This is a genomic window from Acinetobacter sp. GW821-FHT01C12 (genome assembly GCF_059422625.1).
The window spans coordinates 14,144-27,971 of record NZ_JBWKXD010000003.1 but is presented as its reverse complement, the minus strand read 5'-3'; the positions used below and the strand labels follow the sequence as shown (position 1 = coordinate 27,971).

Annotated in this window: 14 protein-coding genes; 13 read left to right on the top strand and 1 reads right to left on the bottom strand. The window is 38.5% G+C overall.

Features of this window, described 5'->3' with window-relative positions:
- Nucleotides 1-129 precede the first annotated feature (129 nt).
- The 10 genes from AC07WY_RS09405 to rdgB all read left to right on the top strand — a co-directional run bounded on the left by AC07WY_RS09405 (nucleotide 130) and on the right by rdgB (nucleotide 10,870).
- Nucleotides 130-2,469, top strand: a complete 2,340-nt coding sequence (locus AC07WY_RS09405; protein WP_494736252.1) for a TonB-dependent receptor — start codon at nucleotides 130-132, stop codon at nucleotides 2,467-2,469.
- Nucleotides 2,470-2,541: 72 nt separating this feature from the next.
- Nucleotides 2,542-3,225, top strand: coding sequence for a Fe2+-dependent dioxygenase (locus tag AC07WY_RS09400; RefSeq protein ID WP_209826917.1), 684 nt, complete (start codon nucleotides 2,542-2,544; stop codon nucleotides 3,223-3,225).
- A 62-nt stretch (nucleotides 3,226-3,287) separates the two neighbouring features.
- On the top strand, nucleotides 3,288-4,388 hold the full coding sequence (locus tag AC07WY_RS09395; protein ID WP_494736251.1) for an alpha-hydroxy acid oxidase: 1,101 nt from the start codon (nucleotides 3,288-3,290) through the stop codon (nucleotides 4,386-4,388).
- 278 nt (nucleotides 4,389-4,666) lie between these two features.
- On the top strand, nucleotides 4,667-6,364 hold the full coding sequence (gene leuA / locus AC07WY_RS09390) for a 2-isopropylmalate synthase (RefSeq protein ID WP_004818892.1): 1,698 nt from the start codon (nucleotides 4,667-4,669) through the stop codon (nucleotides 6,362-6,364).
- 464 nt (nucleotides 6,365-6,828) lie between these two features.
- Nucleotides 6,829-7,989, top strand: a complete 1,161-nt coding sequence (gene metX / locus AC07WY_RS09385; protein WP_004726519.1) for a homoserine O-succinyltransferase MetX — start codon at nucleotides 6,829-6,831, stop codon at nucleotides 7,987-7,989.
- A complete protein-coding gene (gene metW, locus AC07WY_RS09380) occupies nucleotides 7,989-8,582 on the top strand; it encodes a methionine biosynthesis protein MetW (protein WP_004726517.1) in 594 nt (197 codons plus the stop codon). The genes metX and metW overlap by 1 nt, the downstream gene beginning before the upstream one ends.
- Nucleotides 8,579-9,175, top strand: a complete 597-nt coding sequence (locus tag AC07WY_RS09375; protein WP_262084993.1) for a tetratricopeptide repeat protein — start codon at nucleotides 8,579-8,581, stop codon at nucleotides 9,173-9,175. The genes metW and AC07WY_RS09375 overlap by 4 nt, the downstream gene beginning before the upstream one ends.
- Nucleotides 9,176-9,259: 84 nt before the next feature.
- A complete protein-coding gene (locus AC07WY_RS09370) occupies nucleotides 9,260-9,637 on the top strand; it encodes a nuclear transport factor 2 family protein (protein WP_262084992.1) in 378 nt (125 codons plus the stop codon).
- Nucleotides 9,638-9,664: 27 nt separating this feature from the next.
- The gene (locus AC07WY_RS09365; RefSeq protein WP_494736250.1) at nucleotides 9,665-10,162 is read left to right on the top strand and encodes a hypothetical protein; all 498 of its coding nucleotides are present in this window, start codon (nucleotides 9,665-9,667) and stop codon (nucleotides 10,160-10,162) included.
- Nucleotides 10,163-10,246: 84 nt separating this feature from the next.
- On the top strand, nucleotides 10,247-10,870 hold the full coding sequence (rdgB, locus tag AC07WY_RS09360) for an RdgB/HAM1 family non-canonical purine NTP pyrophosphatase (protein ID WP_494736249.1): 624 nt from the start codon (nucleotides 10,247-10,249) through the stop codon (nucleotides 10,868-10,870).
- 125 nt (nucleotides 10,871-10,995) lie between these two features.
- On the opposite strand, the gene AC07WY_RS09355 is transcribed toward rdgB, so the two are convergent.
- Entirely contained in the window at nucleotides 10,996-11,871 is an 876-nt protein-coding gene (locus AC07WY_RS09355; protein ID WP_494736248.1) for an AEC family transporter, read from the bottom strand.
- Between the two features lie 174 nt (nucleotides 11,872-12,045).
- Between AC07WY_RS09355 and tatA the strand changes: the two genes are divergently transcribed.
- From tatA to tatC, 3 genes are read left to right on the top strand one after another with little or no spacing between them, the layout of a single operon-like run.
- A complete protein-coding gene (gene tatA, locus AC07WY_RS09350) occupies nucleotides 12,046-12,270 on the top strand; it encodes a Sec-independent protein translocase subunit TatA (RefSeq protein WP_004726505.1) in 225 nt (74 codons plus the stop codon).
- A 17-nt stretch (nucleotides 12,271-12,287) separates the two neighbouring features.
- Nucleotides 12,288-12,743: a Sec-independent protein translocase protein TatB gene (gene tatB / locus AC07WY_RS09345; RefSeq protein ID WP_004818879.1), complete on the top strand. Its 456-nt coding sequence runs from the start codon at nucleotides 12,288-12,290 to the stop codon at nucleotides 12,741-12,743.
- The gene (gene tatC, locus AC07WY_RS09340) at nucleotides 12,740-13,522 is read left to right on the top strand and encodes a twin-arginine translocase subunit TatC (RefSeq protein WP_004818877.1); all 783 of its coding nucleotides are present in this window, start codon (nucleotides 12,740-12,742) and stop codon (nucleotides 13,520-13,522) included. The genes tatB and tatC overlap by 4 nt, the downstream gene beginning before the upstream one ends.
- Nucleotides 13,523-13,828 lie beyond the last annotated feature (306 nt).

The window sequence follows — 13,828 nt, the reverse complement described above, 5'->3', positions numbered from 1 at the left end:
TAATGAAAATAATTATCATTAGAATTCGCAACACTAGTTACATACCTTAACAATTTCTCCATTATTGCGTCATGAAGTTTCCTGAGCAGTATTGGTTAAGTTTGACACAACCTGCGATGGACGCAAAAAATGGCTCAAAAAAATTCTGTAAAAAACAAAAAAGTTAAAACAGTTGCACTTGCAATTGCTTTACCCAACCTAGCTTTTGCAGCAACTGAAGATACAACAGTACAACTCCCAACGATTCAAGCTCGAGCAGAACAAAATACTGCATATTTAGCAGCAAAAACATCTTCAACTAAACGTACAGAAACCATTTTAGATACAGCTAAAACCGTTCAGGTCATCACGGAAAAAGCTCTCAAAGATCAAGGCTTACTTTCACTACAACAAGCCCTTGCAACAACTCCAGGCATTAGTTTTGGTGCTGGCGAAGGTGGTGGTGGTTATGGCGATAAAATCAACCTACGGGGTTATGATGCAACCTATAACACAACTGTCGATGGCTTACGTGATGCAGCATTAACCAACCGTTCTGATTTATTCAACTATGAAGCTGTTGAAATCATCAAAGGTGCGAATTCTGTTGAAAATGGTGTAGGACAAATCAGTGGTGGTGTCAATTTAGTCTCTAAAACGCCTAAGAATCGTGACAGCAATGAAGTTACTTTAGGTTTTGGTTCAGATAGCTATAAACGCTTTACAGGTGATTTTAATAAAGTTGTAGATGAAGATTTAGCATTTCGTTTAAATGTAATGGGGCATCAAAACACCTATGCGGGTCGTGATGAAGAAATGAAACGTTGGGGAATTGCGCCATCGGTTACTTTTGGAATCAGTGATACGACTAAGGCAACTTTATCTTACTTATATCAAAAAGATGAAAATGATCCACAGTACGGCGTTCCTTATTATAATGGCAAACCTGTCAAAGGGATTTCAGATAAAAATAACTATGGCTATAGCAACTTAGATCAACAAGATATTGAAAATCAGGTTGTCACATTTAAAGTAGAAAGCGAGATCAGTCCCAACGCAAAACTGAACTCCATTACTCGTTATAGTGACATTCAACAAAAAGCAACTGTTTCTGCACCACAAGGAACATTTTGTTTAGCAGATGGCACATCACCAACAGCACTGACCAATACCAACCAAACTGGCTATAAAAATTGTAATGTAACTTCTGGTTCAACCACGATTACTGTTCCAAAGGGTTCATATTATATTTCTGGCCCACGTGGTTATTATCGTGATACCCATAATAAGCAATTTGCCAATGACACCAACATCAATGTGCAATTCAAAACTGGCGTTGTCGATCATGCTCTTGTTGCTGGGGTGGGCTTTAGTCGTGAAGACTATGCGATTACCACAGCTGGCTATTTATATAATTCAAATGGTTCATCAGCAGGTAGTTCTATTACTAACCCGCTTTACATGGATGTGTACAATCCAGATAACTTTTGGCATGGTCCAACAAATTTCCGTAAAACAGGTGTTGCTGAAGGCTACTTAAATGTTTATTCAGCGTATTTGTTTGATACTTTAAAGTTTGGTGAACAATGGTTACTTAACCTTGGTGTGCGTAATGATTATACTGACGGTCAATATCGTTCAGATACTATTTCAACAACTAATGCAGCGGTAACTCGTGGTCAAAACTATAAACAGTCTGATAATTTAATTTCCTATAATGCTGGTTTGACATTTAAACCAACACCAGCAACCAGTCTTTATTTGTCTTATGCTAATGCTCAAAAGCCGGTACAAAATACTGCAAGTGGTGGCTGTTCTCAAACTATTACCAACAATGCAATCACAGCAAATTCTTGCAGTACAGACCCAGAGAATGCAGTTGCCTATGAAGTGGGGGCAAAGTGGCAAGCAAATCCTAACTTCTTAGTGTCTGCCGCAGTATTTCGTAATGAACAAGATAAAGTCCGTGTAACCAATGATATACCTGGACAACCAGATGCCAAATTAGATGGTAAAAACTATGTACAAGGTGTTGAACTTGGTTTAGCCGGTGAAATTACGCCAAAATGGAACATCACAGCTAGTGCTGCTTATATGGAAGGAGAATACGACCAAACTAAAGTCAATGGTTCACCGAATATTGACTTCCAAAAAGGTGACAAATTGGTCAATGTTCCTAAAGTTTCAGGCAGCTTATGGACAACGTATCAATTCAATGATCAGTGGCAAGCTGGCTATGGCTTAACCTATCAAGGTGAAATGTATTTAAGCACACGTTCAGCGACGAATAATCTTGTGCCACAGGTCAAGTCTGAAGATTATGTGATTCACAATGCTTCTGTAACGTACAGCTACAACAAAGATTTAAGTTTCCAATTATTGGGGCAAAACTTAAGTGATGAGAAGTACTATAGCCATATCCGTAACAATGGTTGGGCAATGCCTGGTGAGGGTCGCAAAGGCGTATTCAACATCAACTATAAGTTCTAAGATTTAGCCAATCTATGTTAAAATTCAGCGTCTGATTCATCAGACGCTGTTTCTTTTTTGGGGAAGAAAATCATGATTTTACACATTCCAAATTTACTCAGTCTGGATGAACTGAATCATTGTCGTCAGACACTTTCTCAAGCAGAGTGGACAGATGGAAAAGCAACAACAGGCTATCAATCTGCGCATTTAAAAAATAATTTACAACTGGCTCAAGACTCTCAACAAGCATTAGAGCTTGGACAAATCATTCAAAATGCTGCCAACGCAAATCCTTTGTTCTTTAGTGCCGCACTTCCAAAAACATTTTTACCTCCGCTGTTTAATTGTTATCAACACGGCGGAAATTTTGGGATGCATGTTGATAATGCTATCCGTCGCCATCCTCAACTCAATCAGTACTTAAGGACAGATGTGTCTTGCACTGTTTTTCTCACCAATCCCGATGAATATGATGGCGGCGAACTGGTGATCGAAGATACTTTTGGCACACAAGAAGTAAAACTTCCAGCTGGCGATGCAATTGTCTATCCTTCTACCAGTTTACATCAGGTTAACCCAGTCACTGAAGGTGCACGTATTGCCTCGTTCTTTTGGGTACAAAGCTTTGTATCATCCGATGCGCAACGACGAATTCTCTTTGACTTAGATCAAAATATTCAAAAGCTGACCATCGAACTGTCTGCAACACATGAACAAGTGATTAGTCTTACGGGGATCTATCACAACCTCCTACGCGAATGGAGTGATTTATAAGTTTTAGCTCGCAAGTCATTATTGTAATGAAAGTGTTTTGTATAAATTTGGACAATCAATAAATGAGTAAAAAAATCCAAGCACCACTCACTCAAATTCCAGCATATTTACAGACAATTGCGGATTACGAGAAACAAGCTGAACAGCATCTGCCTGAAAACACTTGGCACTACTTGCAAGGTGGGGCGATGGATGAGCAAAGTGTTCAAGAAAACTTACAACAATTTAAAAATATTCAACTGATTCCAAGACTGCTCAATGACTTAACTCAAGGCTCGACAGAATGTGAAATTTTAGGGCAAAAATTTCCTCATCCAATTTTTCTTGCACCGATTGGACATCAACAATTGTTCCACCCAGAGGGCGAAGCTGCGGCTGCACTGGCAGCCGAAGTTTTAGGAAGTAATATTGTACTGAGCACTTTCACCAATACCGATATGCGAAGTTTAAAACAAGAAAACCCGCTGAAATGGTTCCAACTGTATTGGCAAGGTGATCGTGAAAAATCATTGGCCTTAGTTCGACTCGCAGAACAACAAAATTTTAAAGCACTTGTGATTACAGTAGATTCACCGCATACAGGGATTCGTGATCGTGAACGTCGGGTGAATTTTCAATTGCCAGAAGGCATGCAACACCCCCATACACCCACCCACATTCCCCTGCCCGAAATTTCTGAGCATCAACATCCTGTATTCAACGGTTTAATGCAAATTGCACCCAAATGGGCAGATATCGAATTTATAATTGCCCATAGCCATTTGCCTGTAATTTTAAAGGGTGTGCTACATCCACTCGATGCAAAAAAAGCAGTCGAAATCGGCGTAAAAGGCTTAATCGTTTCTAATCATGGCGGACGAGTACTCAATACGAGTATTTCCCCACTGATCGCCTTAGCAAAAATTAAGGCAGTTGTTCCTCATGATTTTCCTTTGCTTTTGGATGGTGGAATCCGTCGTGGTACCGATATATTTAAAGCATTGGCATTAGGCGCATCTGCGGTGCTGATTGGCCGTCCTGCGATCTACGGGCTCTCTGTTGCTGGTGCTTTAGGTGTCGCCCATGTAATTAAAATTTTAAAGGAAGAATTTGAAATTACCATGGCATTAATGGGAACTGCTACCGTAAAAGAAATCAATCAAGAATATATTTTTCAAGATTAAGTCATTCAAAGGAAAATTTTCTCTCAACTGATATTTTTTATGCAAATTAAGGAAATTATTTCCAAGATAATTGTTTTAGAATTAATCTCAAGTTAAACCATTTGTAAGTTATCAGTGTTTAGATTTATCTCGTGCTACCCACGTATAAGTTTATGAAAATTTACTGTGTTTTCATCTTAAAAACACTTGTAAATTGAACAGATAGACACAATCTATATTTGTAGTAAGTTGCCTTTACCCAAGAGACGAGCAACAACAACTACACAAGGAGTTCCCTCATGATGTTGGCTGATCCAAGTAAAAAATATCGTCGCATGTATCAACGTGTAGACTTGCCTGACCGTCAATGGCCAAATAACGAAATCAATAAAGCGCCAATTTGGATGAGTACCGACCTTCGTGATGGTAACCAAGCGATTTTCGAGCCAATGAACATTGAGCAAAAATTCAAAATGTTCGAAATGTTGGTCAAAATCGGCTTTAAACATATTGAAATTGGCTTTCCTTCAGCATCACAAGTTGATTTTGATTTCACTCGTAAGTTGATTGAAGAAGGTCATATTCCAGATGACGTTTATATCGAAGTCTTGGTGCAAGCGCGTGATCATTTAATTGCACGTACCTTTGAAGCCTTACAAGGTGCGAAACGTGCCATTGTGCATATCTATAACTCGAACTCACCCACTTTCCGTAAAAAAGTATTGAATGTTGATGTCAATGGTGCAAAACAATTGGCCATCAATGCAGCAAGCAAAGTAAAAGAATATGCAGCAAAACAGCCTGAAACTGAATTTATTTTTCAGTACAGCCCAGAATGTTTTACAGCAACAGAATTAGAAGTTGCTAAAGATGTCTGTGATGCAGTGACTGAAATTTGGGAAGCATCACCTGACAATAAAGTCATTTTAAATTTACCTGCAACTGTTGAGGTTTCAGGTCCGCATGTCTATGCCGACCAAATCGAATGGATGCATCGTAATTTGCAACGTCGTGATGGTGTGATTATTTCAGTACATTGTCACAATGACCGTGGTTGTGGTATTGCAGCATCTGAGTTAGCGATCATGGCTGGTGCTGATCGTGTTGAAGGTTGTGTATTTGGGAATGGTGAACGTACTGGTAACGTAGACGTTGCTGCAATTGCATTAAACATGTACACACAAGGTGTAGCATGTGAGTTAGATTTCTCAAACATTAATGAAATTATTGCCACAATAGAAGAATGTACTGGTTTACCTGTACATCCACGTCACCCATATGCTGGTGATTTGGTTTTTACTGCTTTCTCTGGTTCTCACCAAGATGCAATTAAAAAAGGCTTTGAGTTCCAAAAAGACGAAGAAATTTGGGATATGCCTTATTTACCGATCGACCCTAAAGACTTAGGTCGTGATTATGATGCAGTGATCCGTGTCAACTCACAGTCGGGTAAAGGCGGTATTGCCTACTTATTAGAGTCAAACTATAACGTGGTTTTACCTCGTCGCTTACAGATTGAATTCTCACAAATTGTTCAACAAGTTGCAGATGAAGAAGGCGTTGAAGTTTCAGCTCAACAAATTTGGACCTTGTTTAAAGACACCTATGTTGCTGCAAAAGATGCACATTATTCAGCGAAAAATTATAGATTGTCAGATGAAAATGGTAGCCAAGTGATTGAGCTTGATGTGGTCATCAATGGTGAAACTCAGCGCTTACGTGGTGAAGGGAATGGTCCAATTTCTGCGATTTTAAATGCACTTCAATTACCAATTGATGTCTTAAACTACGAAGAACGCAGTATCAGTTCAGGCGCACATGCAAAAGCATTGGCATTGATCGAACTTCAAGTTCAAGGTACTGGTAAATCTGCATTCGGTGCTGGTGTACATGACAATATCGTCACCTCTTCAATTGAAGCAATCATTGCGGCAACCAATCGTTTAATTGACCAAGGTGTTTTAAGTACTGAACAAGTGATCGCTGCTGCTGTATAAGCGATATCAATTAAAAGACTTTAGAAAGGATGCCCCCTAGTGGTATCCTTTCTTTTATTTATTGATGTTATCAAGCAATCTCTTCAAACAGCTTTATATCTTTTAAAAATAATTTAAAGATAAAAAGATACATGGAAATTTCATCCATGATTGTTTGAGATCAGACTGGTGTTGGTGAGTAGTGAACATGCTTGGTGATGAGAAGCAAAGTTTGACAAGATCGCTCTCTTATAAAGCTTAAGCTTTTCATTTTTTCGAAAGAAGAATACGTTGCGCCTCAGCAAAGTCAAAACATTCATTGTGACGCTACTAGACATCATCACTCATCATGAAGTGAACTTTAATGATAAAAGCTATTGTGAAAACCATGGAATATCATTAATTTATTAGCCATACAGATGACTTAGATATCTCTAATATCCGTAATTTATCGACCTTCTAAAATTTTAAGGTGAACATTTCCAGTGTCTTTTCCAGCTGATTCAGTGGGGCTCGTTACTCCACAAAAGTTTGAATTTGAAGAACCGTTAGAGCTTGAGTGTGGTCGAGTATTGCCACGCTATGAAATCATGGTGGAAACCTATGGTGAGCTCAATGCAGATAAATCAAATGGAATTTTGATTTGCCATGCACTTTCCGGACATCATCATGCGGCTGGCTATCACCATGAAGACGATAAAAAAACAGGCTGGTGGGATGCATGTATTGGGCCGGGTAAAGCCATTGATACCTCGAAGTTTTTCGTGGTCGCACTCAACAATATCGGAGGTTGTAGTGGCTCAACGGGACCCACTTCACCTAACCCTGAAAATGAAAATCGCCCATACGGTCCCGACTTTCCATTAGTGACTGTACGTGATTGGGTTAAAACCCAAGCCCTCCTCTCTGATCGCTTAGGGATAGATGTTTGGTATTCAATCATTGGTGGTTCTTTAGGTGGCATGCAGGCTTTACAATGGTCTGTGGACTATCCTGACCGTTTACAAAAATGTGTCATCATTGCCAGCGCACCAAAGCTTTCCGCACAAAATATTGCATTTAACGAAGTGGCACGTCAGTCTATTTTATCTGATCCAGATTTTCACAATGGCCGTTATTTAGAACTCGATAGTTATCCAAAACGTGGCTTAATTTTGGCACGTATGGTGGGTCATATTACCTACCTCTCTGAAGAAGCCATGAAACAAAAATTTGGCCGTGATTTAAAATCAGGCAAGTTTATGTATGGTTTCGATGTTGAGTTCCAAGTTGAAAGCTATCTGCGTTATCAAGGCGAACAATTCAGCCGTAACTTTGATGCCAATACTTATCTGATCATGACCAAAGCCCTGGATTATTTCGATCCATCACGTGAATATGAACAGTCACTGACGAAAGCCCTATCTAATACCAAATGCCGCTTTTTAGTGGTGTCATTTACAACAGACTGGCGTTTTAGCCCAGAACGTTCGCAAGAGATTGTTAATGCATTGATTACCAATCAAAAGCCTGTGAGTTATTTGGATATTGATGCTGAGCAGGGCCATGACTCATTCCTATTCCCTATCCCCTTGTACGTCAAATCCTTACGTGCATTTTTAGGTGGTATTGAACACCTTAATTCAACACCTAAGGAGGCTTTGTAATGCGTATTGACCAACAACTTGCAGAAAAATGGATCAATGCTGGTGCGAGTGTGCTCGATTTAGGTTGTGGTGATGGCGAATTATTGTCACAAATGAGCAAAAAACAGCAAATTCATGCTTACGGGCTAGAAATCGATCAAGAAAAGATTGCAATTGCCGTCAGCAAAGGGTTAAATATTATACAACAAGACTTAAACCTCGGTTTGGGACGCTTTGCCGACCAGTCTTTTGACTATGTGGTTATGGCACAAGCTTTGCAAGCTGTAGATGCACCTGATGTGCTTCTGCGCGATATGGTGCGTGTGGGGAAACAAGCAATTATTACGTTTCCTAACTTTGCGTATTGGAAAACACGGTCTTTCCTTGCACTGAAAGGCAAGATGCCTGTTTCTGATGCCTTACCGTATATGTGGTACAATACACCTAATATCCACTTATGCACCTTTCGTGATTTTGAAGCATTATGTGCTGAAAATCAGATTCAAATTATTGATCGACTCGCTGTAAATGGGAACCAACAAGGTAGCTTTTTAAGTAAAGCCATACCGAATTTGTTCGGCGAAGTCGCTATTTATCGAGTGAGCGCTCTATGAAGAAATTATTATTAGGCAGTACGTTATTTTTTGGGCTAGTGAGTATTCAAGCCCATGCGGACTATGTACCGCAGCAACAACAATCTGTATCAGCAATGGCAGCGCAATATGCACATATGAATGTGACAGATTTGCAAAAAGCAGCCAAAGCTGGTCAACCTGCTGCACAATTTTATTTAGCAACACATTACCAGGCTGGTACTGGCGGTGTATCTAAAGACATTAAACAAGCATTTACATGGTTTAAAGCTGCGGCTGACCAAGGTATTTCTGCGGCTCAGTTAAATGTTGGTCGTATGTATGCTGATGGTTTAGGCGTTTCTAAAAGCGAAACATCTGCACGTCAATACTTTGAAAAAGCAGCAAGCCACGGCGATAACCGTGCAAGCTTTAATCTTGCGGTGATGGAAGAGCAAAAGAAAAACTACATGGGCGCTTATCAGTGGTATGAGCTTTCTACACGTGATGGTATGTTAGACAATAAAGTAATTAACATGTCGCAAACCAAGAAAACTGCTTTGGCTGCTAACTTAACTCAAGACCAAATTCGTACTGCAACACAACGTGCAGATCAATGGATTCAAGCTCAATAATTTGATTCTCATCAATCATAAAAGCACCTTCGGGTGCTTTTTTTACTGCCATCTATTTAAGTATTTCAGCTGGGATTGTTGACAATGCAAGACCTATTCAAACAATTAATTCAATATGAATGCGGGTTGCATCATCGTGATCGTCAAAACTTTCAAATACTTGATCAACGGTTACATCCAGATTTTAAAGAAATTACCAAATCAGGGTGGGTTGTGCATAAAGCCCAAATGATTGAAGCACTTTTAAATGATACAGATAGCGACATCATTCAAGCACAGGATTTTCAAGTTCAGCCGTTATCTGATCATAGCGTTTTACTGACCTATCAAAGCCATCAAATCAATGTGGCAACTCAAGCTCAATACAATGTGGCTTTACGCAGTTCAATTTGGGTTATGAATGATCACGGTATATGGCAAATGATTTTCCATCAAGGCACCACTTGTGCTTTTGAAAAGTAAATCGAATTCTTCTATGTATGGAAAAATATGCAAAAGAAAAAATATTATGCTTCACGCAAACAAATGATTCCTTTGGCGATTTTTTCTGGAATTTTGACCTGCCCCTTTTGGGCTGCGACCATGCTTTTAATCTTGGAAATGTTTGAATGGAAGAATGGCTTAAAAAGTCTCTTTTCGCTATTTCTTGTTACGCCTTTGGGTTTCATTGCTTATTTTTTCAGTAATAAAGCTATTCAGATGTTTAGCAATCAACGTCCTATTTTAACCCTCTCCCAAGACATGATTAGAAGCATTGATTTTAAAGGTCGAGTGATAATTAAAAAAAACATTAAAATACCGGAGATCTATGAAGTTGAGCTAAAAAAAACCTTACTTGATCGACAATATTATTTACTTTTTATCATGAAAGATAACAGCAAACAGAAACTCAATCTTGGACTAGGTTTTATGAAAAATGAGGATGTTCTCGATTTAAAACAAGAATTGGACAAACGCATTAGCGCAAAAGCAAAACACATCCAGTAAAGCGTAAAGAACAAGAGAATTTAGCCATATTTTATGACACAGATTAAGTTAAAATAATTCAATTTTAAATTTTGAGTCTGCATCATGTCATCAAAAGATTGGTTATCACAAGGAACACTGGTACTCGCAAGCAATAACAAAGGCAAAATTGCTGAATTTGAAAAATTGTTTGCTGAATTGGCTTTACCCGTTGAAGTGATTCCTCAAGGTCGACTGAATATCGAAGACGCGATTGAAGATGGCTTAAGCTTTATTGAAAATGCAATTATCAAAGCACGTCATGCAAGCCGTATTTCAGGTAAACCTGCGATTGCAGATGATTCTGGGATTTGCGTTCCCGTATTTGGTGGAGCACCTGGAATTTACTCTGCACGTTATGCCGGTGAACATGGCGATGATGCAGCCAATAATGCAAAATTGCTGGAAAACCTTAAGCCTTTACGCCAAGACGATCAAGCGATTGAAGCAATGTTCGTATGTGTATTGGCATTGGTTGAACATGCAGATGACCCTTTACCACAAATCTTCCAAGGGATCTGGCAAGGTGAAGTACTCGAGCAAGCTCGTGGTGAAAATGGTTTCGGTTATGACCCACTGTTCTGGCTACCCGAGCTAAATATTTCAAGCGCAGAAATGAGTAAAGAAGAAAAGAATAAAATTAGCCATCGAGGTCAGGCGATGCAATTGTTTAAAGCAAGCTTGAAATAAGCAGTTAAAACCAGCCGTTTAAGATCATATGATTTTGTTAGATTCCTCCTCGCCGTTGAGCAAAGGAGGAATATGATAGATATCGCTAAAGCTTATCTAAAACGAAGCGAAATAAACCGATAAAACTATAAAAAATGAATCAATGCACCGTATAGGACACATACCACACAACTGACTATCGTTCCTGAAGCAATATATTTTGCTGAAACGCCAGTGCCTTGATAGTGGGTTTCCAATGCGACAATATTGGCGGCTGGCGGTAAACAAAACAGTAAAAACATCACCCCAATATATTGATGGATCTGTGGAACAGGTAAAAAGAAATAAGCCAGACTGCACAATACAACACCACAAACTAACTTTAATATTGCGAGCTTAGTACTGGACAGTAAATCCTCGATATGGACTTTTGTTTTTCTTAACCACATCCCCAATACACACATACCGGTAAAACTCATACTCCATTTAGCCAGAGTATAAATCCAATTAATCCAATCATTTGTCTGAAACTGTTGCACATCAAAACAACGTAAAAGCCCTGCAATGATCAAGGCAATCACAGGTGGCGATTGCAATACTTTTTTGATAAGCAATCGTTTGGATTGTGGAGCTGAGCTCACCGAAGTCACAGCCCAAGAGTTTCCAAAAATTGAAACCCCGATATAGAGCGGTATCATCACCATACTATTGTCTGGACCAAATATAGCCAAGGCAATCGGAAAGCCGAGCCATGCCATATTGGTATAGCTAAAACACAATGAAGCTAAACGATCTTTAGACAGCGTGAGATAAATAAAGAAAAGCGTAAAGCATGAGAAAAAAGCAAATAAAATTAAAGCAATACTACCCGATTTATAAAATACCATATTGTAAATAATCACAATCGGGATAAATAAGCGAGCCAACAGCAAAGACATGAGTGATTTTAAGTTTACTGAAAATTTGCTATTCGCCAGTATCAGCCCACAGATAAATGATAAAACTGGAAATAACAAAGCCACAATACTACACCTTATTCTCAAATCATGAACATACTAGCATTTTCCAAATATAGATGACGTTTAACATATCAAAATAATCTATAAATATTGTCTGTCTTTAAATTGAAATATTAGTGTCACTTTTTTGTCATGGATAACTGTTGTTATAGCTGTTAATAAATAGGAGTTAAAACTATGGCTGGATTATCGATTTGGCATGTACTTATTTTTGCAATTGTTGTGATTCTACTATTTGGTACATCAAAGCTAAAAAACTTAGGTAAAGATGTTGGTGGTGCCGTAAAAGATTTTAAGAAATCAATTAAAGAAGAAGAGGCAACAACTGCTTCACTGACTGAAACGCGTACACTAGAACATCAAACAAGCAATACTGATGTGAACTCTACAGTAAAACACTAATCGGTGAGGCGTAGATCATGTTAGATGTTGGATTTTCAGAACTGTTAGTGTTTGGGATCATTGCTCTCTTGGTATTGGGACCAGATAAACTTCCTGAAGCTGCGCGTTTTGCTGCCAAATGGTATAGCAAATTTAAACGTGCAATTAGTAGTGTCCAAAATGACATCGACCGTGAATTACGTCTTTCTGAATTTAGAGAACAAATGCAACAAGAGATGCAAAAAATTCAAGAACTTGAACAAAAAATGCAGGCTCAGATGCAGGAGTTACAGCAACAAAAAATTGCTGTAGAACAAGAAAGTCATCTCGCAATAACAGACAATAAAAAAATTCACACGACTTATCATAAACTTGATATTACGGTTCCCGCTATTTATATGTCAAAGACTTGGTTAGATAAACAAAACTGTACTGTAACTCGACCACAAATTGTTCTTGTTAAAGAAGTACCGCAATTGAAGGTGGCTGTATGAGCGACTCATTAGCACCACAAGTACATGATGCCTCATCTACCGAGACGCCGCCTTTAGATGCGATGCCGATTACTCAACACCTGATGGTGTTACGTAAGCATTTATTTAAAATTGTTGGCGCACTCATCGCTATATTTTTTTGTTTATTGCCATTTGCCAATAAGACCTATATTGCATTATCAGAACCACTCAGAAAACAATTACCTGCAACTTCAACCATGATTGCAACTGATGTTACAGCAACCTTCATGGCGCCGTTTAAGTTAAACTTCTTTATTGCGCTGATGTTGGCGATGCCCTTTATCATCTATCAACTTTGGGCTTTTATTAAACCTGCATTATACGAAAAAGAAAAAAATCTAGCATTTCCGTTGTTGTTTGGCAGTATTGTGCTGTTTTATTCAGGGATTGCTTTTGCTTACTTTATTGCATTGCCATCTATCCTGCATTTCTTTATCAGTGTTTCACCAGAAACCGTCGCGCCAATGACTGATATCAATAGTTATTTAAGCTTCTGCCTAAAATTATTCTTGGTCTTTGGCGTAACATTTGAAATCCCGATCATTACTTTAGTGTTAATTTTAGTTGGCTTGGTCACCACTAAAACATTGGCTGAAAAGCGCCGCTTTATCGTGGTGGGATGTTTCTTCGTATCTATGTTTATTACCCCACCAGATGCAATTTCAATGATCATGCTCGCAATTCCAATGTGGATGCTATTTGAGCTGGGTTTATTGCTGGGTAAAGTGATTGAAAAGCGTAAAACTGTAGATGCTTAAGTATCAAAATAAAAAGCTTTTTAATATTTAAATGACTTCTTTTGAGGTCATTTTTTATTTTTAAGCGTGTTAAATTCTTTTTAGAAACAACTATAAAAAAAAGTCTATTGCTTAATCTTCAGAGCCCTTTTATTCGAATACATTAGATCTATTTCATAAGTCAAAAATGATCATGTTGAGTGAATTATATTGCGATTGAAAGTTCCTTCTCCCCCTCGGGAGAAGGTTAGGATGAGGGGGACTTTCTGTTGATCTATGCTTTTAATAAGCGCTTAGAAAAGAAGCCTATTATTAAAATCTCTTTAT

Bases quoted from the DNA above. Each gene is read 5' to 3' on its own strand.
- AC07WY_RS09405 (WP_494736252.1), top strand. From the start codon at position 130: ATGGCTCAAAAAAATTCTGTAAAAAACAAAAAAGTTAAAACAGTTGCA.
- AC07WY_RS09400 (WP_209826917.1), top strand. From the start codon at position 2,542: ATGATTTTACACATTCCAAATTTACTCAGTCTGGATGAACTGAATCAT.
- AC07WY_RS09395 (WP_494736251.1), top strand. From the start codon at position 3,288: ATGAGTAAAAAAATCCAAGCACCACTCACTCAAATTCCAGCATATTTA.
- leuA (WP_004818892.1), top strand. From the start codon at position 4,667: ATGATGTTGGCTGATCCAAGTAAAAAATATCGTCGCATGTATCAACGT.
- metW (WP_004726517.1), top strand. From the start codon at position 7,989: ATGCGTATTGACCAACAACTTGCAGAAAAATGGATCAATGCTGGTGCG.
- AC07WY_RS09375 (WP_262084993.1), top strand. From the start codon at position 8,579: ATGAAGAAATTATTATTAGGCAGTACGTTATTTTTTGGGCTAGTGAGT.
- AC07WY_RS09370 (WP_262084992.1), top strand. From the start codon at position 9,260: ATGCAAGACCTATTCAAACAATTAATTCAATATGAATGCGGGTTGCAT.
- AC07WY_RS09365 (WP_494736250.1), top strand. From the start codon at position 9,665: ATGCAAAAGAAAAAATATTATGCTTCACGCAAACAAATGATTCCTTTG.
- rdgB (WP_494736249.1), top strand. From the start codon at position 10,247: ATGTCATCAAAAGATTGGTTATCACAAGGAACACTGGTACTCGCAAGC.
- tatA (WP_004726505.1), top strand. From the start codon at position 12,046: ATGGCTGGATTATCGATTTGGCATGTACTTATTTTTGCAATTGTTGTG.
- tatB (WP_004818879.1), top strand. From the start codon at position 12,288: ATGTTAGATGTTGGATTTTCAGAACTGTTAGTGTTTGGGATCATTGCT.
- tatC (WP_004818877.1), top strand. From the start codon at position 12,740: ATGAGCGACTCATTAGCACCACAAGTACATGATGCCTCATCTACCGAG.